A 20,307-nucleotide genomic window follows, 5' to 3' on the forward strand; every position below is an offset into this window, starting at 1 on the left:
TGTTCACTGGAGTGTGTCCGCCGGGGTTGAGAGGGTGCGTAGCCTGTCTACAAAGGTTGTGCCACGATAGAGGTTTTTCAGCTCGTCGCCGGGTGTGATGGACGTAACCACGGCCCTGCCGATGACAAAACGGGCATTGTTGTCCGGACCGTCAATGGTGCGCACTCCCCACACGTTATGGAAGATGGCGGGGCGGCCGCGATATTTGCCCACATACAGGGTGATGTGGCCGCGCATGCCCACAAGACTCAGAAAAGGTACGCCGTTGCGCAGGATTGCCGCTTCTTTTTCTTTGGCGCTCATGCCTTCAAGGGAGCTGACTGCGCCGGTGCGTGCCTGGGCTACGGAGTTGCGGGGCAGCCAGAGGCCGAAAGGCGTAAAAAGATCACGTGTAAGGGCCGAGCAGTCCCTCTCCCCGAACATGCCGCCCCAGCCGTAGCGCTGGCCCATCATGACGTTGCCCACGCGGGCCACATTACCCGGCGTCAGCGGAAGCGGGCGAAGCGCGGCATCCCCCGGAGCAACCGTCACAGGGGTGGCGGCGGCCATGCCGTTGCCGCCTTTTACCGGGGCAAGCAGGCTTACGGGGTTGCTGTCGGCGGCGCCGCCCGGCAGGGGTAATATGGTGCCTATGCTTACACTCTGCCCGTCGGCGGGGCCGGTGATGCCATTGGCACCGCCAAGATGCACATTGTCTTTGACAATGGCGGCAAACCGGGAGTTGCGGTATGCGGCGGCAAAGCCTTCGTCCACAAGGGCGAGGTCATCGGCGTCGACCCAGCCTCCGGCTATGGGGCATTCTACAAAATGCCAGCGCCCGTCGCGCGAGGTATGGGCAATAAGCACAGGCGTTCCCAAGGGGAGCAGGGAATACTGGAAGTAGTCGAACGGGTTTGCGCGCGGGTCCGGGGTTGGTTCGGAAAAGCGCGTCTGGTGCGTGGGCATTTCACGCAGGTCGGCATTGCGCACAGTGATGGCCGCCAGGGCGCGTGAGGGAAAATTTTTGAGGTCGGCATTGCGGGCCATGGCGTCCCATTCCGTCTGGGTCCAGCGTTCGCTGCCCTGCCTGTAGCCCCTGGCCTTGCCGAAAATGGCGGCCACATCGCGTTTGCGCATAGATGTTTTGCGCATGTCCCACGGGCCGAAAAATATGCGGTCAAAGCGCGCGATCTGACGATCCTGCTCGGCCTGGGAGATGAGGCGTTTGTCCGGACCCGCATTCTGGGCGTAAACTTCCAGATTCTGGGGAAACTGGCGCAGGTCTGCAATGGTTCCCATCCAGTCAGGGGTATGACCATCGCGGGGCGGGACGTTTTTGCCGCCGCAGGCTGCCAGAAGCAGCAGGGTGAGTGCCGGCAGAAGCAGGCGAAGGCGTGAAAGCATGGGCATGATCCTCCGGAAACCGGCCGCAGGGATGGGCCGTTTATTTAAAATAGCACTTCAAATATATAAATGCCAATATATTGTTTTTCACAGCTTTTCGCTGTTGCCGGTCATTGCGCTATTGACATCACAGCGCGCGCTCCTTAAAAGAAACCTCGCTGTCACCATCGTCTATCCGGTTAGGACGGCGGCCTCTCAAGCCGCTAAGACGGGTTCAAATCCCGTTGGTGACGCCAGATTTCTGCAAGTGCAGTGAAGTTCGCCGGTTGGTGTGCCGATTGCATTTTTCAGGGGCGTGAAGGTAACCACCTTCGCGCCCCTTTGTTTTTGCGCCGTGTGCCGCGTTCAAGCCGGGCTGCCCCAGCCGGAAACAATGATGAGCATGCCGGCCAGTGCTACGCCCCCGCCCACCATGTCGGTGGTGGAAAGGCTTACGCCGTCTACAAATTTAAGCCATGCTAGGGCGGTTGCCACATAAACGCAGCCGTAGGCCGCATATACCCGCCCGCTGGCGGCCGGATGCATGGTCAACAGCCAGGCAAAGACGGCCAGGCTCAGGGCCGCCGGGATCAGAAGCCAGGGAGAGCCCCCCTTGCGCAACCACACATAGGGCAGGTAGCAGCCCACGATCTCGGCAACAGCCGTGATCACAAACAGCAGAAATGTTTTCAGGATCATCTTTTTCTTCTTTTCCGCAGTTGACGAAACCCCTCACGGCCAGAATGCCAGAAGCGCGGGCCGGGGTCGAGAGGGCCATGCCGGTTCCCGGCGAAAAATGAAAGCGGAACGACCGGGCGTCTGCCCGGGCCGTTCCGCCGCCACATGTGGGCATGCTGTGTAAAAGCTTATGCCTTGCGGATCCGTACCTTGTACTTGCGCAGAAAATCTGTGGGCAGATAGGTCATTTTGGCCTGACGCAAGCCTTCTTCGTCCAGGTCCTGTGCGCGGTTGATATAGGTGAATCCGGTTCCGGCGCGGCGGGCAAACGTGCAGTTGATGGTCTGGTATACGCCCTTGAAACCGCTGAGGCCTTTTTCGTAATGCACCCCAAGGCTTGTGCCGTCAAGGTTTTCGCCCACGCTGAAAGCTACCATCTTGCCGTCCACATACAGTGACCCGCCCACAAGACTGCGAAAGCTGTTCCAGTGGCTGAGTACACGGTTGATAGCCTCATTTTCGGCGCGCAGCGAGGGAGAGTCTTCGCATTCGTGCCACTGGCACCAGTCGTCCTGTACGGCCAGCACGTCTTCGATCATGCGGTCGTCCAGATCGTGATAGTCTGGTTCGCCGTAATTTTTGATGTAGCTGTTGTAGTGATTGCGCTTTTTATGAAAACGGTTGCCCGGCAGGTCTGCAAGCTCTTCCTGCTTGTACAGGTATTCCCATTGCCCTCTGTCATCTTCGGCGTCTACCAGGCCAGGCAGGCGTTCCTGCCAGACATGCAGCAGTTCTTCGGGTACGCGTACCACTTCATGAGCTGTTTCATTGAACGAGCAGGGCAAAAGGCTTTTCCAGTCCACAGCATTCCAGTCGCCCACGGGCGCCCAGCATACTTCATAGGGACGGGTCTGGCGTATCCAGCACATATTGTCTTCAAAGCACCACTCAAGACCGTAGTATTCCTGCCAGCCCCAGAGGTTGGCAAGAGTGTAGTCCAGCGAGCGCTGGGGGGTGCGTTGCCAGATGTCATAGTAGCGCTGGCTGTCATCCAGGCTTACGGGAATGAATTTCTTACTCACAGTTTGTTCTCCTTGGAAAGGCGCGCGCGGAAAGCACAAAGGTTCTGCGGGCTGTCAGGCAGGATACGGCTGGCGGACCTTGCTCATGGCAAAGCGCATCCAGTCGCGGCGCAGCACCACATAAAGCATGATGCTGGTTTGCAGGCATTGGGAAACGAGCATGGCTACAAAAACGCCCGAGGCTGTACCCCATAGCATATGTCCGAGCAGCCAGCCCAGGGGAAGGCGCACCAGCCAGAAGGTGCCGCCAAAAATCATCAGGTTGTACTTTGTGGCTCCCGCCCCGGTCATTACGCCGCCCATGACGGTGCTGGCAATGGAAAAGGGCGTGGAAAGCAGGTTAAAGGTCAGGTAGTTTACAATCTGGGCCTGTGTGCCAGGCTCCTGTGAAAGCATGAGGGCGATGTCCTGCCTGAAAGGCCAGAGCAGGGCTGCCATAAAACTCATGACCACGGCGGCCGCGCCGACCATGAACAGGGCAACTTTTTTGGCCTCGGCGGGCTTGCCCGCGCCAAGGCTGTTGCCTACAAGCACGGCGACGCTCATGTTAAGGGCCATACCCGGCAGAAAAAGCAGCGCTTCTACCCGCAGGCCTGCCGTAAGCCCGGCCAGGGCGTTCACACTGTCAAAAGGCAGCGAGGCTACCAGTACGAAAAGGGTCAGGTAGCCGGATTGCCAGACGATCTGCGCGGCTCCCGCAGGCAGGGCCACCTTGACAAGATAGGGCAGGCCCGCCTTGAGCCAGCGCGGGGTAGGCAGGGTGCGGCGTTGCAGATAGCCCGAATGGGCAAGCAGGGCGCAGTTGCATACCGCGCCGAGGCATTGTGCGCCCACTGTGGCCCATACGAGGCCCATGTAGCCCCAGTTGGGCAGCCCGAACCAGCCCAGGCCGAAGCCGAGACAGGCCAGCAGGTTGGCTGCGCACACTACGGCCGCCACCCACAGCGGCGGAATGACCTGGCGCGTGGCACGAAACATGACGCCCGTGGCGGCGTATACATATTGGGCGGGCAGGGCCAGCATGCTGACCTGCCAGAGTTCTTTTGTAACGGGCATGATGCTGTCCGGAACCATGAGCATGCCCAGAATGGCATCACCAAAGCGCCAGCCCAGCAGGGCAACGACAAAGCCAAGGCCGAAGCAGCCTATGACCGTGGTTGCCACGTAGCGCTGCGCACGCGCCACCTTGAGGGCGCCCAGCGACTGGCTTACGGCGGCGGTGGCTCCGCTGGAAATGGCCATGGCAACCACCATGAGAAAGATGCCGCACTGGTTGACCATACCCAGGGCAGCCTGTACTTCGGCGCTTATTTGTCCCGCTACCCATACGGCCACAAAACCCATGAAGAACACAAGGTACATCATGAGCATCTGGGGCCATGTGAGACGCCATATGGCACGGGGTGAGGTGCTCAGGTCGGGGGTTGGCCGAAGCTGAGGGGCGGACAGGCCGCGTTGTTCGATCACGGCAGAATCACAGTTCCGTTACGGCAGTCCGTTACGAAGTTATATGTGGCAGGATCAGGGCGCCATTTCATGGCCGCACGGCGGTCCTTGACGGGCGGGCCGACAGAGGTTCACGCAGGCCGCACAGGCCTGCGCCACACCTCCGGGCAAATGCCGCGCCCCGGCCGGGTCGGGTTTTCATCACGCGCGAACGCGCTTATATGAGCCCCTCAAGGCAGCGGGCCAGATCGTCAGTCGATTCGCGCCGCCGGATGAGCCGTGCCGTACCGTCGCTCCGGATCAGCACTTCCGCCGGGCGGAGGCGCTGATTATAGTTGGAACTCATGGTAAAGCCATATGCGCCGGCGTCAAGTATGCCGAGCACATCGCCTTCCACAATTTCCGGCAATTCACGGTCTTTGGCCAGGATGTCGCCGCTTTCGCAGATGTTTCCCACCACGGTCTGCACCATGGTTTTGCGCTTTTCTTTACTGTTTTCGCCGTAGATTTCCACATCGTGGAAAGAATCGTACATGGCCGGGCGCACAAGCACGTTGAAGCCCAGGTCCGTACCTGCATAGCGCTTTTCGCTGTTGTTCTTCACGGCGTGCACGCGGCCCAGCAGCACGCCGCATTCGGCAGCCACGTAGCGGCCCGGCTCAACAAGAAAGCGCCCCGTGTAGCCCGTTTTTGCGGCCCATGCGCTGATAAGCGCGTGCAGGCGGCTGCCGAGTTCTCCCATGTCCAGGCGGGGCTGGCCTTCATACTTGTGGTAAGGGATGCCGAAGCCGCCGCCGAAGTCGATGATTTCAAGGTTCTGCAACGCGCCCTGGGGTAGCTGTTCTGCCAGACGCAGGAGCACTTCGGCGGCATCCAGGTAGCCTGCGGCCTCCATAAACAGGGAGCCGATGTGCTGGTTTATGCCCGCCAGTGTCATGTCGTGCTTTTGCAGCAGGGCAAAAACATCGTCCATCTGTTCGGGATTGACGCCGAACTTTGTTTCCTTGCCCGCAGTGACGACCTTGGCATGATGCCCCGCGCCAATGCCGGGGTTGAAGCGGACCATGACCTTGCCGCCCTTGTTGATGCGGCCGAGATCGTCCAGTTGCGCCACGGAGTCCACGCTGATGAGCAGCCCGTGCTTGAGGGCATTCTGCAGTTCTTCCACAGAATTGTTATTGGAGATATAAAGGATCTGCCCGGGCGCGAATCCGGCAAGCTGGTCCATATGCAGCTCGCCGGGGCTCATGGCGTCTACTACCAGGCCCTCTTCGCGCGCCATGCGCAGCAGCACGGGATTGGAATTGGCCTTGACGGAATAGTTGACCCCGAAGCCGGGATGGCTTGAAAGGCCCATGAGGTCGCGGCAGCGCTGGCGCAGGACATTTTCGTTATAGACATAGAGGGGGGTGCCGAAGGTTTCGGCCAGTTCGCGCGGGGTGTGGCGGCCGTAAAACTGGAGCTGGTCAGTGTAGCTGGAGCGGATGTCGGACATGGGTACCTCGGAGATGCCTCAAGAAATTTCTGGTGCGCCGCGCGGGGCGACAATCTACGTTTTGGATAAGTAACAATTATCGTGGTCATGGTGTGCGCTGTCAAGCCCTGGGGGCTGGCTACAGTCCGGGTATGCACTGTCACATTGACATAAAAAGCGTGCCGTGTTTTGGTTTCTTTTTTCACTGCGGGCGTTTTTTGCGCTTGTGCCGCAGGGGCGCGAGCATTGTACCACGCGGCAGGGCGCCCGCCCAAACGTCCGCAAGACCCCTGGAGTATTTATGCCCATCAAAAAAGGCGACACAGTGCGCGCGCACTATACGGGAACCCTGGATGACGGCACGGTGTTCGATTCTTCGCGTGAACGCGACCCCCTTGAGTTCGTCATGGGCCAGGGCATGCTCATTCCCGGTTTCGAGACCGCGGTTGACGGCCGTGAAGCCGGAGAAAGCGTTACCGTAACCATTCCCCCGGCCGAAGCCTATGGCGAAACCGACCCGGAACTGGTCTTTACCGTGGCCCGCGCCCAGGTGCCGGATCACATTCCCCTTAACGTGGGCGTGCCGTTGCAGCTTTCCAACGAGCAGGGCCAGATGGACGTGACCATCACCGAAGTGACCGCTGACGAAGTGACCCTTGACGCCAACCATCCGCTGGCGGGCAAGTCTCTCACCTTTGAAATAGAGATTGTCAGCGTCAACTAGCAGACGCCGGGCCGGTGGGCAGATGTCTGCCGGCCTTTTTCAAGGCTTTCCGGTAGGTGGCGGCACGGGCCGTCCGGACGCCGCCGGCAGCAAGCGTTTTCCAACGAATTTTGGTGCGTCACCCCTTTTTTTGACGCGAGGTTTGTAATGAGCAGTAAAACCGCCAGACATAGCGCCATCCAGGCCATCACCACCTACAAACCGGAAGCGGCTCCTCTCAATTTCGCCGATACCCGGCCTACGGACATCTTCGGTTGCAACGTGTTCAATGATCGCGTCATGCGGGAGCGCCTGCCCAAGGCCGTGTACCGCTCGCTGCGCAAAACCATTGAATTCGGCCAGCGCATGGACCCGTCCATAGCCGATACCGTGGCGGCGGTCATGAAAGACTGGGCCATTGAAAAAGGGGCAACGCACTTTACCCACATTTTTTACCCGCTTACCGGGCAAACGGCTGAAAAGCATGACAGCTTTCTCATGCCTGACGGTACGGGCGGAGTGATTGCGGAATTTTCCGGCTCCATGCTCATCCGGGGCGAACCGGACGCTTCGTCCTTTCCTTCCGGCGGCCTGCGCTCCACGTTCGAGGCGCGCGGCTATACCGCCTGGGACGTCACAAGCCCCGCGTATATCATGGAAAATCCCAACGGAACCTTTTTGTGCATCCCCACCATGTTTCTTTCATGGACCGGTGTGGCCCTGGACAAGAAAACTCCGATGCTGCGTTCAAGCCAGGCTCTCAACCGCGAAGCCAAGCGGGTGCTGAGCCTGTTCGGCATTGAGACTGAATTGCCTGTCGTGGCCTATGCCGGGCTTGAGCAGGAATATTTTTCCATTGACCACAATTTCAACTTTGCCCGCCCCGATATCCAGATCGCCGGACGCACCCTTTTTGGCGCACGCCCGGCCAAAGGGCAGGAATTCAGCGATCAGTATTTCGGCGTGATTCCCCAGCGCGTGCTTTCCTATATGATGGAAGTGGAGCGCGAGCTTTACAAGCTGGGTGTGCCAGTGCGTTGCCGCCACAACGAGGCCGCCCCGAGCCAGTACGAAATTGCTCCTCTTTATGAGGTCAGCAACGTGGCCGTGGACCATAACCATATTATCATGTCCACCCTGCGTAACGTGGCCAAGCGGTACGGCCTCAAATGCCTGCTGCACGAAAAGCCCTTTGCCGGAGTGAACGGGTCGGGCAAGCATGTGAACTATTCCATCGGCAATGCCGATCTGGGTTCGCTTTTCGAACCGGGCGAAACGCCGTATGCCAACGCCAAGTTTCTGGTGTTCTGCGCGGCCATGATTCGCAGCGTGCACAAATTCGGCGGCCTTTTGCGCGCCACCGTAGCCAGCGCCAGCAATGATCACCGCCTGGGAGCCAATGAGGCGCCTCCGGCCATCATGTCCATCTTCCTTGGTGATATGCTTACCGAGGTTTTTGAGGCCTTCCGCGCCGGGCGGGTTGGCGATGCCGCTAATGGCAAAAAGCGCGGCGCGCTCAACCTTGGAGTGGATACCCTGCCGCCCCTGCCCGCTGACCCGGGTGACCGTAACCGTACAAGCCCTGTGGCCTTTACGGGCAACCGTTTTGAATTCCGCGCGCTCGGCTCCAGTCAGTCCGCTGCGGGCTCCATTACGGCGCTTAACGTCATGATGGCCGACTCGCTGGGATTTGCCGCCGACTGGTTGGAGAAAGAACTGTCTCAGGGCCGTGATTTCAAAACTGCTCTGGAATCTTTTATCAGCCATATCATTGAAGAACACAGTGCCGTCATCTTTAACGGCGACGGTTATTCTGAAATCTGGCACAAGGAAGCCGTGCGGCGCGGTCTGCCCAACCTGCGCACCACCCCCGAGGCGCTGCCCGAGCTTACCCGCCCTGAAGTGATTGAAATCTACGAAAAGGCCGAGGTGCTTAACCGGGCAGAGCTCAAGGCCCGGCAGGACATCTATCTGGAGCAGTATTGCAAGACCGTGCGTACCGAGGCCAATCTGACCATACGCATGGCCCGTACCATTATTTTCCCCGCGGCCATGCGCTACCAGGGCGAGCTGGCGTCTACAGCGGCCAGCATGCAGGCCATCGGCATGGAACCCAAAACCTTCACCCTTGAAGAAGTGACCGGGCAGTTGCGGCACATGCAGGCCGCCACCACGACACTTGAAAGCGTTTTGACCGAGGTGGACGCGCAGGGCCTGGGTATGGAGGCAGCCCGCCGCTACTGCGACGAGGTGCTACCGTGCATGAACGAAGTTCGCCGCCATGCCGATATGCTGGAAACGCGCGTTGCCGATGACCTGTGGGCTTTGCCCAATTATCAGGAAATACTGTTCGGCAAATAGAGTTTGTGGCCGGCATGCCCTGCCGGTGTAAATAACCAGGCCCTGGCCTTGTTCACGGCCAACGCCCTGCGGCGTGCGCTGCGTGAAGAGGCCGGGGCCATGTGTTTTTTTACAGACTCTTTAGTTGAAAAACGGCTTTTAACGGTTGTGCATGTCTTTCCCTGCTGTGGCGCAATTTATTGTTGACAGCGACGCGGACGCTGTGTAGTTTTTTAAAAAATTGCAAAGGAACGTATTTGTATGAGCACTTTCCCCAACACCATTTCTTGCAGCTATCAGGGCTGGTGGTGGCGCATAAGACTGCGTGGGGGAGACGTGCGGGCTAAATAGTTCCGGTACGTAGGTATAGCTGTATGCAGGCGCCGTCTCCCTTGGGAGGCGGCGCTTTTTTTGTTCTACAACTCGAGGATACGGCAGATGAAAAAGAACGGTGACAGGTTGCATTTGCTCACGTTGCGACAGTCCGCCCGGTGGCTGCCGGCGGATATGGATACCCCCATCAGCCTGTTCATGGGCATGGTGGGCGCTGGTAACGGCATTTTGCTGGAAAGCGCCGAGGTGGACGGCCGCTGGGGGCGCTACAGCATTCTTGCTTGCGATCCGGCTCTTTTTATCGCCTGCCGCGAGGGCAGGCTGGCTCTGGATGTGAAAGACCAGAGGCTTGATGCGCTCATGGCTTTCGAGGGCCGCCCCTTTGTTGAAGGCCTGCGCGCGCTCATGGCGGCCCTGGAAGTGCAGCCGCCTGAAAACGCCGCAAATCTGCCGCCCATTACCCGCGCCCTGTACGGCTATCTGGGTTTTGGCATGGCGGGGCTGTTCAATCCCGTGCTGGCATCCGTCATGCCGGAAAATGAAGCGGACTGTCTGCTCATTCTGCCCGCCACCGTGCTGGTTTTCGACCATCTGTACAACCGGCTGTGCCAGGTGAGCCTTGGTGACCACCGGCCCCTGAACAGTGGCCGCCAGCCGTTGGAGACGGATGCGGCCAGGGCTTCCGGCCTGGCCATTGATCCCGGTACGGTGCGGTCCGAACCCGACGAAGAGGGCTACAAACGTTTTGTGCGCCGCATCAAGGAAATGCTGCGCCAGGGTGAAGCCATACAGGTCGTGCCGTCGGTGCGTTTTTCTACGCCGTTTATGGGCAATCCTTTTGAACTGTACCGGCGTATGCGGCGCTTTAACGCGTCTCCCTACATGTTTTACATGCGCTTTCCGGAACTGACGCTTTTCGGCTCCTCGCCTGAAGTGATGGTGCGCTGCACCGCGGGCTGCCTGCAGCTTTCGCCCATCGCAGGTACGCGCAAACGCGGGGCTGATGATCTGGAGGATGCGCGTCTGGCAGCCGAACTGCGGGACGATCCCAAGGAACGCGCCGAGCATGTCATGCTGGTGGACCTTGGCCGCAATGACCTTGGCCGCGTGGCACGCCCCGGCACGGTGACGCTTGAACGCTATATGGAAGTGGAGCGTTACTCCCACGTCATGCACCTTACAAGCAGGGTTACAGCTCGCCTGGATGCGGGGCTGGATGCCCTGGACGTCCTGGCCGCCACCTTTCCGGCGGGTACGGTGTCGGGTGCGCCTAAAATACGGGCCATGCAGATCATCCGCGAACTTGAGGGGCGCAGCCGTGGCCCCTATGCGGGATGCATCGGCTGGCTCGGGCTGGACAGGGACAGCGTGAACCTGGATATGGGGATTACTATCCGCAGCATGTGGCTGCGCGACAACAGGCTCTTCTGGCAGGCGGGCGGGGGAATCGTTCACGATTCGGACCCGGATATGGAATGGAAAGAAGTTTGCAACAAGTCAGCCATTATGCGCCTTGCCCTGCGAACGGAGGACGAAGAAAATGTTTCTTCTTATAGATAATTACGATTCTTTTACATATAATCTGGTACAGGCTTTTCACGCCCTGGGGCACACGCCTGTGGTCATGACCAATGATGATCCCGCAGTGCTTGGCATGGCTGAAAACCCGGACCTTGCCATGGTCTGCATTTCTCCTGGGCCGGGGCATCCTTCCAGGGCGGGTTTTTGCCCCGAATTTCTCGGGCGGCTTGATCCGCGAATTCCGGTGCTTGGCGTGTGCCTGGGGCATCAGTTGCTTGGCCTGCATGCCGGGGCGCGGGTAGAGGTTGGCCCCTGCATCATGCACGGCAAACAGTCGGAAATTGTGCATGATGGTACGGGCCTGTTCTCCGGCCTGCCCAATCCCATGCGGGTAGGGCGTTACCATTCCCTTGTGGTACGTGCCGACGAAGACGCGGAAAACCCGCGTTTTACCGTGACGGCCCGTGGCCCCGAAGGTGAGGTTATGGCCCTGCGCTACAATGACCGCCCTTGGGTGGGGGTGCAGTTTCATCCCGAATCGGTGCTCACACCCGAAGGGTTGCGCCTGTTGGGTAATTTCCCGCAAATGATTATGGATGCCGGTGGGATAACCTCAAATTTTGCGGATATTCTTGAGCGGCTGGCCCGTGGAGAAGACCTCAGCGCCGAGATGGCCGCCGCAGGTTTTTCAGCCCTTATGGACGGAAAAATGACTCCGGCCCAGGCCGGGAGCTTTCTCATGGGGCTGCGCATGAAGGGGGAAAGTGCCTTGGAACTGGCCCACGCCACACGCGCCGCCCTTGCCCGTGCCGTGCGCGTGGACGGTGTTTCCGGTACGACCATTGACGTGGTGGGTACAGGCGGCGACGGGCGCAATTCTTTTAACTGCTCCACAGCCACATCGCTTGTGCTGGCGGGTATGGGCTACAAGGTGGTCAAGCACGGTGGCCGCGCCGTTTCTTCAAAGTGCGGCAGCGCCGATGCGCTTGAAGCCCTCGGGATCACGCTGGACGAAAATCCCGCCGCGGTGGCTGAAATGGTCAGAAAACGCAATTTTGCCTTTTTGTTCGCGCCGCACTTTCATCCCTCCTTTGCCAATATCGGCCCTGTACGCAAGGAGCTGGGGGTGCGCACGCTCTTCAACATACTGGGACCCATGATCAATCCGGCCCGGCCCAGTCATCTGCTCATGGGCGTGGCCCGGCCCGAACTGGTGGACCTTGTAGCCGAAACCCTGCTTCAGGGGCCGCTGTACCGGGCGGCCGTGGTTTGCGGCGCGGGGGACTATGACGAAATCACGCCCATTGGCCCCGCGCGCGTGGCCCTGCTGCATGCCGGTTCTGTGACGCCCATGACGCTTGATCCCCGCGATTTCGGCATACAGACATGCACCGTGGAGGATCTGGCCGTGGACGGCAAGGATGAGGCCGTGGCCGTGCTCAGAGGAATCCTCAACGGCGAAGGCCCGCGCGCCATGCTGGACATGGTGGCCCTCAATGTGGGACTGGCGGTGTATCTGCTGGAAGAAAACATGGACATGGCCCTGTGCATGGCGCGCGCGCGCGAAGCCGTAAGCGGGGGCTTTGGCAGGAAGGTGCTGCATGCTGCTTGAGCGTTTTATCAAGGCAAAGACGGCCGAAGTTCAAAACCTGCGCCGGTTGGCGGATCAGGGCAGAATGCCCGCGCCGCTTGATGCGCCACGGCCGGATTTTTCAGAGGCCCTGCGCGGCCGCTCCGGGCCTGCCATGCGCCTGGGAGAACATTCGCTGGTCGTTGTGGCCGAATACAAGCGGGCTTCGCCTTCGCGCGGGGCCATCTGCGAAAGCATCGGCATTGAGGACGCCGCGCGCCAGTATGCCGCTGCGGGAGCGGGCTGCCTGTCCATCCTCACGGAAGAGACGTATTTCCACGGCGATATAGGCTATCTGCAAAAGGCGGCAGATCCGGCCCTGTACACAAAGCATCGGCCGCCCCTCTTGCGCAAGGATTTTATTTTTGATCCGCTTCAGGTGGCAGCCACGGCGGCTACTCCGGCCTCGGCCCTGTTGCTCATCGTGCGTCTCACTCCGGATGTTCACACATTGAGGTCCTTGCGGGAGCAGGCCGAAAGCTCAGGCATGCAGGCCGTGGTGGAGATTTTTGACAGGGACGACCTGCATCTTGCCCGGCAGAGCGGGGCGCGCATCATTCAGGTCAATGCGCGGGATCTGGGCAGCCTCCAGACCGATCGCAAGGCTCCCCTGGACCTTATCCGGGCCTGCCCCCCGCAAGAAGATGAAGTGTGGATAGCTGCCAGCGGCATAGACAGCGGCGGGCATTTGCTGGACGCGGCCCAGGCGGGCTTTGCCGCGGTGCTGGTAGGCAGCGCCCTTATGGCAGGCGGCACACCGGGGCTGGCGCTGGCCCGCCTGCTTGAGCAGGCGCAAGCCGTCTGTCATGCCGCGACCAGTGCGGCAGGGGAGAATAAAGGCCATGCTTGTTAAGGTTTGCGGCCTCACCCGGCAGGCGGATGTAGACCTGGCCGCTTCTTTTGGGGCGAGCATGGGCGGGTTTATTTTTCATCCGGCCAGCCCACGGTACGTCAGTCCGGCTCAAGCTGCCTCGCTGGAGAGCGGCAGAATGCTGCGCGTGGGTGTTTTTGTGGAGCATGACGCTGAAGAAATATGCCGCATCATGGCCGAGGCGCGGTTGGACATGGCCCAGTTGCACGGCCGGCAGGATGTGGCTTGTGCCAGGGCCGTGGGTGCGCAACGGGTGATCCGTGTCATCTGGCCCGCGCGTTATTGCCACAGGGCCTTGCTGTATAACGAGTTGCAGAATCACGCTGATGCCTGTGCCTGCTACCTGCTGGATGCGGGGCTGGTCGGCGGGGGCAGCGGTGCGCGTCTTGACTGGGAAGATTTGAACCATCTGCCGTCGCCGCGCCCCTGGCTTCTGGCCGGAGGTCTGAGCGCGGAAAACGTGGGGCTGGCCTTGAGCCAGTGTTCCCCGGATGGAGTGGATTTCAATTCCGGCGTTGAGGATGCGCCGGGACAAAAAAATGCGCAAAAGCTGGCGGCCGCCCTTGTGGTAGCCGCAAAACAGAAAGGCAATAGGTATTTGTCATGAAGAACAGATATTTTGGTGAGTTTGGCGGCTGCTTTGTGCCCGAACTGCTCATGCCGCCGCTTATGGAAGTCGAGGCGGCCATGCGCGACATTTATCCCACAGAGGCCTTTCAGGCTGAACTGGAAAGCCTCCTGCGCAACTATGCCGGGCGTGAGACGCCGTTAACCCATTGCCCCACCCTGTCGCGGGAGCTGGGCTTTGACCTCTGGCTCAAGCGTGAGGACCTGCTGCATACGGGAGCGCACAAGATCAACAATACCCTGGGGCAGGCGCTGCTTGCCAGGCATATGGGCAAGACGGCCCTGGTGGCTGAAACCGGCGCGGGGCAGCACGGTGTTGCCACCGCAGCCTCTGCCGCCCGCCTGGGTATGGAATGCACCATTTATATGGGTGCGGAAGATGTGGAGCGGCAAGCCTCCAACGTCATGCGCATGAAGCTGCTCGGGGCCACCGTGCATGCGGTGGAGAGCGGTACGCGCACTCTCAAGGATGCCATCAACGAAGCCCTGCGCGCCTGGATAGGCAGCCAGAAAACAACCCACTACTGCTTTGGCACTGCTGCGGGGCCGCATCCTTTTCCACTGCTGGTACGTGAGCTGCAAAGCGTCATTGGGCGCGAAACACGCGCCCAGATGCTGGAAAAAACCGGCAGACTGCCCGATGCCATAGTGGCCTGCGTGGGCGGCGGGTCCAATGCCATCGGCATGTTTTATCCTTTTCTGGACGATGCCGAGGTGCGTATTGTGGGGGTAGAGGCGGCAGGCACGGGCGAGCCGGGCTGCTTCAATTCGGCGCCGCTCAACCTCGGGGTGCCGGGCGTGCTGCATGGTGCGTACAGCATGCTTTTGCAAAATGATGACGGCCAGGTGGAGCCTTCACACTCCATTTCCGCCGGGCTGGACTATCCGGGCGTTGGCCCCGAGCACTCCTGGCTGCACAAGACGGGCCGCGTCCATTACGGCATGGTCAAAGACGGCAATGCGCTTGCGGCCTTTCAGCGTTTGTGCCGCGCCGAGGGCATCCTGCCCGCTCTGGAATCTTCACATGCGCTGGCCTGGGTGCTGGACCATCCGCAGGAATTCAAGCCCGGCCAGCAGGTGGTGGTCAACCTTTCGGGCCGCGGCGACAAGGATCTTGGCATTATCAACAAGGCCCTGGGCTTTGCCCGTGGGCAGGACGAGGTGTAGTCATGAACCTGCTTGAAGAAAAGATACGCAAGGCCAATGCCGCCGGACGCCCGGCCCTTATCCCTTTTTTGACTGCGGGCTTTCCCGACCGCGCAACATTCTGGCCCACATTGATGGAACTGGATGAAAACGGAGCGGATATCATTGAAATAGGCGTGCCGTTTTCCGATCCCGTTGCTGACGGCCCTGTGGTGGAAGAGGCTTCGCGCCGGGCGCTCAGCGACGGGGTAAACCTGCGCGGCATTCTTGCGGAGCTTGCCCAGCGCAAGGGCCTTGTCAATGCCGGGCTTGTCCTGATGGGATACCTGAACCCCTTTTTGCAGTATGGTTACGAAAAACTCGCGCAGGATGCAGCCCGGGGCGGCGTGCACGGCTTTATTGTGCCGGACCTGCCGTATGAGGAGTCCGGCCCGTTGCGCCGCGCCCTGAAAAAAGAAGGCATCGCCCTTATCCCTCTGGTGGGTCCCAATACCAGTGCGGAGCGCATGGCCCTGTACGCCGAAGAAGGCGAGGGCTATGTGTATGTGGTCTCGGTTATGGGCATTACCGGAGAAAGAGGAGACGTAGCCCCGCAAGTGGCCGACACCATGCGGCGGGCGCGGTCTGTTTTCAGCCTTCCTCTGGCTTTGGGTTTCGGCCTGCGTGAGCCGGGACAACTCAAGGAACTTCCGCCGGACGCCAGACCGGATGCCGCGGTTTTCGGCAGTGCTCTGCTCAGGCACCTCGAAGAAGGCCACAGCGCCGAAGAATTTATGGCTCGCTGGAAATAGAGCGGTTTTGCCTCAACACTGTTCCGGCTGTTATGAGGCCGGTCGTCTGCCACGAAGGGGCGGGCACAACGTGCCTGTACAACTGTTTTTTAGGGCAACATCTTTAACTAATTAGTAATATTTATTTAAGATGTTACGCGTTTCACCTGACGCCATGCGGCAGTCACAAGGCCTCCTTCTAAATTAAGAAGGAGGCCTTGTTTTTTTAAAGCAATTCATGGTAATTCAATAAGAAATGCCGATTTGGCGCGGCTGGCAGGGTTTTTTTAACATAAAAGCAGGAGTGCGAACAAAAAATCCCTTGACTTTGAAATTCAATTTCAATTATAACCAGATTACGCGATTCATCCAACACGTTTGCCTCTCAAACGGCAACATGACAAGGAGCGAAAGTATGTGCGTCACACTTATAGGCGGTATGGACAGGCTGCATAAAGATTACATCGCCGCAGCCAAGGAAAAGGGCCACTCTCTGAAATGCATCAGCCGTAATGAGCGTAATTTTACCGACAAGATCGGCAATCCCGATGCCATGATCGTTTTCACCAACAAGATTTCGCACGAAGCCAAGCGCAAGGCCGTGCAGGTTGCCCGTTCGCGCAATATTCCCCTGCAGATGGTGCACTCATGCGGCGTGTCTTCCTTGCGGGAATGTCTGCGTACCTCATAGTTCTGGCCTGATAACACTCCTATGGCCGCCAGAGCAGGAGCGTAAACCGGCGACCTTGCGAACAAGGCAAATGGTTGAATGGTTTTCGAGCAGGGCTTGCGAGCCTCCTGCCATAGCGAAGACGAGCTTTATTTAACGCTGCATCATCCATAGGGAGAGTCCTTATGACTCCAATGAATTGCCCGGCTGTCGGAAGTTTACTTCCACAGCCGGGCAAGTTTTTTATGATAAAAATATTGTTTATAAGTAGTGGGATAGAGAACGTAAAAGACAAAAATACATTGGCGCAACTTGACATTTTTAGGGCAAACATATAAACCCGCTAGGACTTTGGAATTCATTTTCATTTCTTTTCCAAGGGTATACAGACTTTTCTTTCAAGGGCGGCAGCATAGGCACCCGGCCGGTCACCGGGTATGGGAAGCTCCCGGAGTCGCCATACTTAGAATTTCCAGGACGGCTAGCATGAGCAAATTTTCCGGCAAGGTCATGGCTGATGATCTGCAGGGGCGTTTTTGCGTCTTTTGCAGAACGGGGAGGGCATTTTAATGAGCGAAATGAAAAATTCCGGCAATGGCACAAGTGGTCATGAGCACGGTCACGGTCACGAGCACGGGCATGAGCACGGCCATGGCCGTCGGCATGAACACGGCCACGGCCTGCGTATTGCCCTGGCGGGTAACCCCAACTGCGGCAAAACCACGGTGTTTAATGGTTATACCGGGGCGCGGCAGCATGTGGGCAACTATCCCGGTGTCACGGTTGATAAAAAAGAAGGCCATATCAACGTAGACGGCACGCACGTCACGGTGGTGGACCTGCCCGGAACCTACTCGTTGACCGCCTATTCGCAAGAAGAGCGCGTGGCCCGGCAGGAGCTGGCGGGCGACAATGTGCAGGCAGGTATAGACAGGGTGGATGCCTCTGCCCTTGAGCGCAACCTGCTGCTCACAGTGCAGATGCTTGAAATGGGTACGCCGCTGGTGCTTTGCTGCAACATGATGGACGAAGCGCGCGCTTCCGGGGTGCATATCGACATGGAGCGCCTGGGAACTCTTTTGGGGGTTCCTGTATTGCCCATGGTGGCACGCACCGGCGAAGGGCTCAAAGAAGGCATGAAGGCAGCCGTTGAGCTTGCCAAAAACGGCAAGCGCCAACCCATGCGTATTTCTTATGGCATGGACTTGGATGAAACCCTGCTTGAACTTGAAAAGCGCATCATTGCCACAGGCCTGCTGACTGACCGCTACCTGCCCAACTGGGTGGCCCTCAAACTGCTGGAGGGCGATGAGGTTGTCATGGCCGAAGCCCGCGCGGCCGACGCCAAAACGGCCGATGAACTTGCGGCTCTGTGCAGAAAAACAGCGGATCATGTGCGCGCCACGCTGAACACCAACCTTGAATCTCTCATTACAGATCACCGCTACGGCTACATCCGCAGTATCCTGCGCGACGGCGTTTTTCGTCAGGATCCCGGCAAGGACCGTCTGGCCCTTTCCGACAAGCTGGACAAGGTGCTTACCAATGCCCTGTTCGGCCCGTTGCTCATGATCGGCGTGCTTTACTTCATGTTTTACGTCACGTTTGAGGTGGGCGCGTATCCGCAGGGATGGGTTGAAGACGGCTTTGCCTGGCTTGGCGAATTTTTGGGTGAAGTCATGCCTGATGGCCTGGCACGCTCTCTGGTGGTGGACGGCATCATTGCCGGTGTGGGCGGGGTCATAAGCTTTGTGCCGCTGATCCTTATCATGTTCGCTCTGATTTCCTTTATGGAAGACAGCGGCTACATGGCCCGCGTGGCCTATATGATGGACCGTATTTTCCGCTTTTTCGGCCTGCACGGCGCTTCGGTCATGCCTTACATCATTTCAGGCGGCATTGCGGGCGGCTGCGCCATCCCCGGCGCCATGGCGACCCGTACCCTGCGCAGTCCCAAGGAAAAGCTGGCGACCCTGCTGACCCTGCCGTACATGTCCTGCGGGGCCAAACTGCCCGTCTTTCTGCTGCTGGCGGGAACGTTCTTTCCCGATCAGGCGGCCACGGTCATGTTTCTGATCATGCTGGCCGGCTGGGTCATGGCTCTGCTGGTGGCACGCCTGCTGCGCTCGTCCATCGTCAAGGGCGAAGCAACGCCTTTTGTTATGGAGCTGCCCCCCTACCGCATGCCCACGCTGTTCAGCCTGTTGCTTCACTGCTGGGAACGCGCATGGATGTATCTCAAGAAGGCCGGTACGGTGCTGGTGGCCATATCCATCATCATCTGGGCGGGTATGACCTTCCCCGAGCTGCCCGAAGACATGTCCGCGCCTTTTGAACAGAAGATAGAGCAGATTGAAAGCCAGATCGCCGCCTTGCCTGAGGGGGCCGATGAGCGCGCTGCCCTTGAAGAAGAGCTGGCCGGTGTTCGTGACGAACTGGGTGAAGAAGAACTGGCCTATTCCGTTGCCGGCCGCCTGGGCAAGGCTGTGGAACCTGCCACTCAGCCCGTGGGCTTTGACTGGCGCACAGACATTGCCCTGCTTGCGGGCATTGCCGCCAAAGAGGCCATTGTGTCTACCCTGGGAACCGCCTACGCCATTGGCGAGCAGGATCCCGAAGACGCTGCCCCCTTGGCCGAACGCCTGAAGAACGATGCCAACTGGTCCAAGGCCACGGCTCTTTCACTGATGCTTTTTGTGCTCATGTACTCTCCCTGCTTTGTGGCGCTCGTGGTCATCAAGCAGGAGGCGGGAAGCTGGGGCTGGCTGGTGTTCAGCATTGTCTTCAATACGGCGGTGGCCTACGTGGTCTCTATGGTGGCCTATCAGGTCGGCCGGTCCGTCTGGGGATAGCGTGATGTAAAACTCGGCTGCCCGCTTTCGCCGGGTTATGAACATGCCGATATATGCCCGTGCCGTGCCTTGACAAAAGGCTTGCGGCACGGGCATTCTTTATTCCTATATAGCGCGCATTCTTTTTTTAAAAATGTAGTCTCAACGCTTGCAGGCGCTTATGGCGGCGCTTGGCTGCGCAGGCAGCAGCGTCTGCCCTTCAGGCGGATGCCTGCCCACGAAGCCGGCATAGCAGCGGTAACGTAAGGTTGTTCTGGCCGTTATGGCAGACAAGGCCCCGGTTTCGGGCTTTGCCTCTGCATTGGGGTGCACACGATGTTTCGGACTTTCTGCCTGTGTCTGGCGTGTTGCCTTGTATGTGCCGCTTCTGCTGTTTTTGCCGGAGAGGCATGGGTGGTGCGCGTTGAAGACGGGAATACCATTTCCGTCAGCAGCACACGTAACAGCGACGAAGCCGATACTGTACTGCGTTTTTACGGCATAGACGCCCCGTCCCTGAGCCAGCCTTTCGGGGCTGAAGCCCTGCAGCGTCTGGCCAGAATCATGCCGCGCGGCACAAAGGTGACATTCGAGCCTGTGGGCAGAAGCGAATCGGGTACGGTGAGCGCTCTTGTGCAGGTTGGCGGTGCATCGGTCAACTATCAACTGGTTGTGGAAGGCCTGGCCTGGGTTGACAGGCAGACTTGCAAAGCTATCTTCTGCCGTCGCTGGATGATTCAGGAGCATCAGGCCGTTGTGGACAAACGGGGCATATGGGGCCTGAATATAGGAACCCCGCCCTGGCAGTGGGGCAGATAAAAAG

The 20,307-nt window shown here is 59.1% G+C and carries 16 protein-coding genes and 1 tRNA gene; 12 read left to right on the forward strand and 5 right to left on the reverse strand.

Features of this window, described 5'->3' with window-relative positions:
- Positions 1–3 precede the first annotated feature (3 nt).
- Positions 4–1,383 carry an NlpC/P60 family N-terminal domain-containing protein gene (locus QZ377_RS03670; RefSeq protein ID WP_291439631.1) on the reverse strand — a complete coding sequence of 460 codons (1,380 nt, stop codon included), beginning with the start codon at positions 1,381–1,383 and terminating at the stop codon, positions 4–6.
- Positions 1,384–1,543: 160 nt separating this feature from the next.
- On the opposite strand from QZ377_RS03670, the gene QZ377_RS03675 reads away from it, so the two are divergent.
- Positions 1,544–1,619 (forward strand) — tRNA-Glu (locus QZ377_RS03675).
- Positions 1,620–1,728: 109 nt separating this feature from the next.
- On the opposite strand, the gene QZ377_RS03680 is transcribed toward QZ377_RS03675, so the two are convergent.
- From QZ377_RS03680 to lysA, 4 genes are all read right to left on the reverse strand, one after another.
- Positions 1,729–2,061 (reverse strand): YnfA family protein, encoded by a 333-nt coding sequence (locus QZ377_RS03680; protein ID WP_365854067.1) that lies wholly within the window; start codon positions 2,059–2,061, stop codon positions 1,729–1,731.
- Between the two features lie 167 nt (positions 2,062–2,228).
- Positions 2,229–3,122, reverse strand: coding sequence for a phosphatidylglycerol lysyltransferase domain-containing protein (locus QZ377_RS03685; protein ID WP_291439632.1), 894 nt, complete (start codon positions 3,120–3,122; stop codon positions 2,229–2,231).
- A 54-nt stretch (positions 3,123–3,176) separates the two neighbouring features.
- Positions 3,177–4,589: an MATE family efflux transporter gene (locus tag QZ377_RS03690; RefSeq protein WP_291439634.1), complete on the reverse strand. Its 1,413-nt coding sequence runs from the start codon at positions 4,587–4,589 to the stop codon at positions 3,177–3,179.
- Between the two features lie 196 nt (positions 4,590–4,785).
- Positions 4,786–6,063 (reverse strand): diaminopimelate decarboxylase, encoded by a 1,278-nt coding sequence (lysA, locus tag QZ377_RS03695; protein ID WP_291439635.1) that lies wholly within the window; start codon positions 6,061–6,063, stop codon positions 4,786–4,788.
- A 280-nt stretch (positions 6,064–6,343) separates the two neighbouring features.
- Here lysA and QZ377_RS03700 point away from each other — a divergent pair, with 280 nt between their 5' ends.
- The 11 genes from QZ377_RS03700 (at position 6,344) to QZ377_RS03750 (ending at position 20,303) form a co-directional block, all read left to right on the forward strand.
- Positions 6,344–6,766 (forward strand): peptidylprolyl isomerase, encoded by a 423-nt coding sequence (locus QZ377_RS03700; protein WP_291439636.1) that lies wholly within the window; start codon positions 6,344–6,346, stop codon positions 6,764–6,766.
- Positions 6,767–6,913: 147 nt separating this feature from the next.
- A complete protein-coding gene (locus tag QZ377_RS03705) occupies positions 6,914–9,106 on the forward strand; it encodes a glutamine synthetase III (RefSeq protein ID WP_291439637.1) in 2,193 nt (730 codons plus the stop codon).
- A 417-nt stretch (positions 9,107–9,523) separates the two neighbouring features.
- Positions 9,524–10,978, forward strand: a complete 1,455-nt coding sequence (locus QZ377_RS03710) for an anthranilate synthase component I family protein (protein WP_291439639.1) — start codon at positions 9,524–9,526, stop codon at positions 10,976–10,978.
- Complete coding sequence (gene trpD / locus QZ377_RS03715) at positions 10,959–12,551, forward strand: anthranilate phosphoribosyltransferase (RefSeq protein ID WP_291439640.1); 1,593 nt, start codon at positions 10,959–10,961, stop codon at positions 12,549–12,551. Before QZ377_RS03710 ends, trpD begins: the two co-directional genes overlap by 20 nt.
- On the forward strand, positions 12,541–13,422 hold the full coding sequence (locus tag QZ377_RS03720) for an indole-3-glycerol-phosphate synthase (RefSeq protein ID WP_291439641.1): 882 nt from the start codon (positions 12,541–12,543) through the stop codon (positions 13,420–13,422). Before trpD ends, QZ377_RS03720 begins: the two co-directional genes overlap by 11 nt.
- Positions 13,412–14,047 carry a phosphoribosylanthranilate isomerase gene (locus QZ377_RS03725; protein WP_291439643.1) on the forward strand — a complete coding sequence of 212 codons (636 nt, stop codon included), beginning with the start codon at positions 13,412–13,414 and terminating at the stop codon, positions 14,045–14,047. Before QZ377_RS03720 ends, QZ377_RS03725 begins: the two co-directional genes overlap by 11 nt.
- On the forward strand, positions 14,044–15,234 hold the full coding sequence (gene trpB / locus QZ377_RS03730; protein ID WP_291439644.1) for a tryptophan synthase subunit beta: 1,191 nt from the start codon (positions 14,044–14,046) through the stop codon (positions 15,232–15,234). Before QZ377_RS03725 ends, trpB begins: the two co-directional genes overlap by 4 nt.
- A 2-nt stretch (positions 15,235–15,236) precedes the next feature.
- Positions 15,237–16,004: a tryptophan synthase subunit alpha gene (trpA, locus tag QZ377_RS03735; protein ID WP_291439645.1), complete on the forward strand. Its 768-nt coding sequence runs from the start codon at positions 15,237–15,239 to the stop codon at positions 16,002–16,004.
- 394 nt (positions 16,005–16,398) lie between these two features.
- Positions 16,399–16,674: a DUF2325 domain-containing protein gene (locus QZ377_RS03740; RefSeq protein WP_291439646.1), complete on the forward strand. Its 276-nt coding sequence runs from the start codon at positions 16,399–16,401 to the stop codon at positions 16,672–16,674.
- A gap of 548 nt (positions 16,675–17,222) precedes the next feature.
- The gene (gene feoB / locus QZ377_RS03745; RefSeq protein ID WP_291439647.1) at positions 17,223–19,505 is read left to right on the forward strand and encodes a ferrous iron transport protein B; all 2,283 of its coding nucleotides are present in this window, start codon (positions 17,223–17,225) and stop codon (positions 19,503–19,505) included.
- A 315-nt stretch (positions 19,506–19,820) separates the two neighbouring features.
- The gene (locus QZ377_RS03750; RefSeq protein ID WP_291439648.1) at positions 19,821–20,303 is read left to right on the forward strand and encodes a thermonuclease family protein; all 483 of its coding nucleotides are present in this window, start codon (positions 19,821–19,823) and stop codon (positions 20,301–20,303) included.
- The last annotated feature ends 4 nt before the right edge of the window (positions 20,304–20,307 follow it).

This window comes from Desulfovibrio sp., assembly GCF_019424165.1.
Lineage (GTDB): Bacteria > Desulfobacterota > Desulfovibrionia > Desulfovibrionales > Desulfovibrionaceae > Desulfovibrio.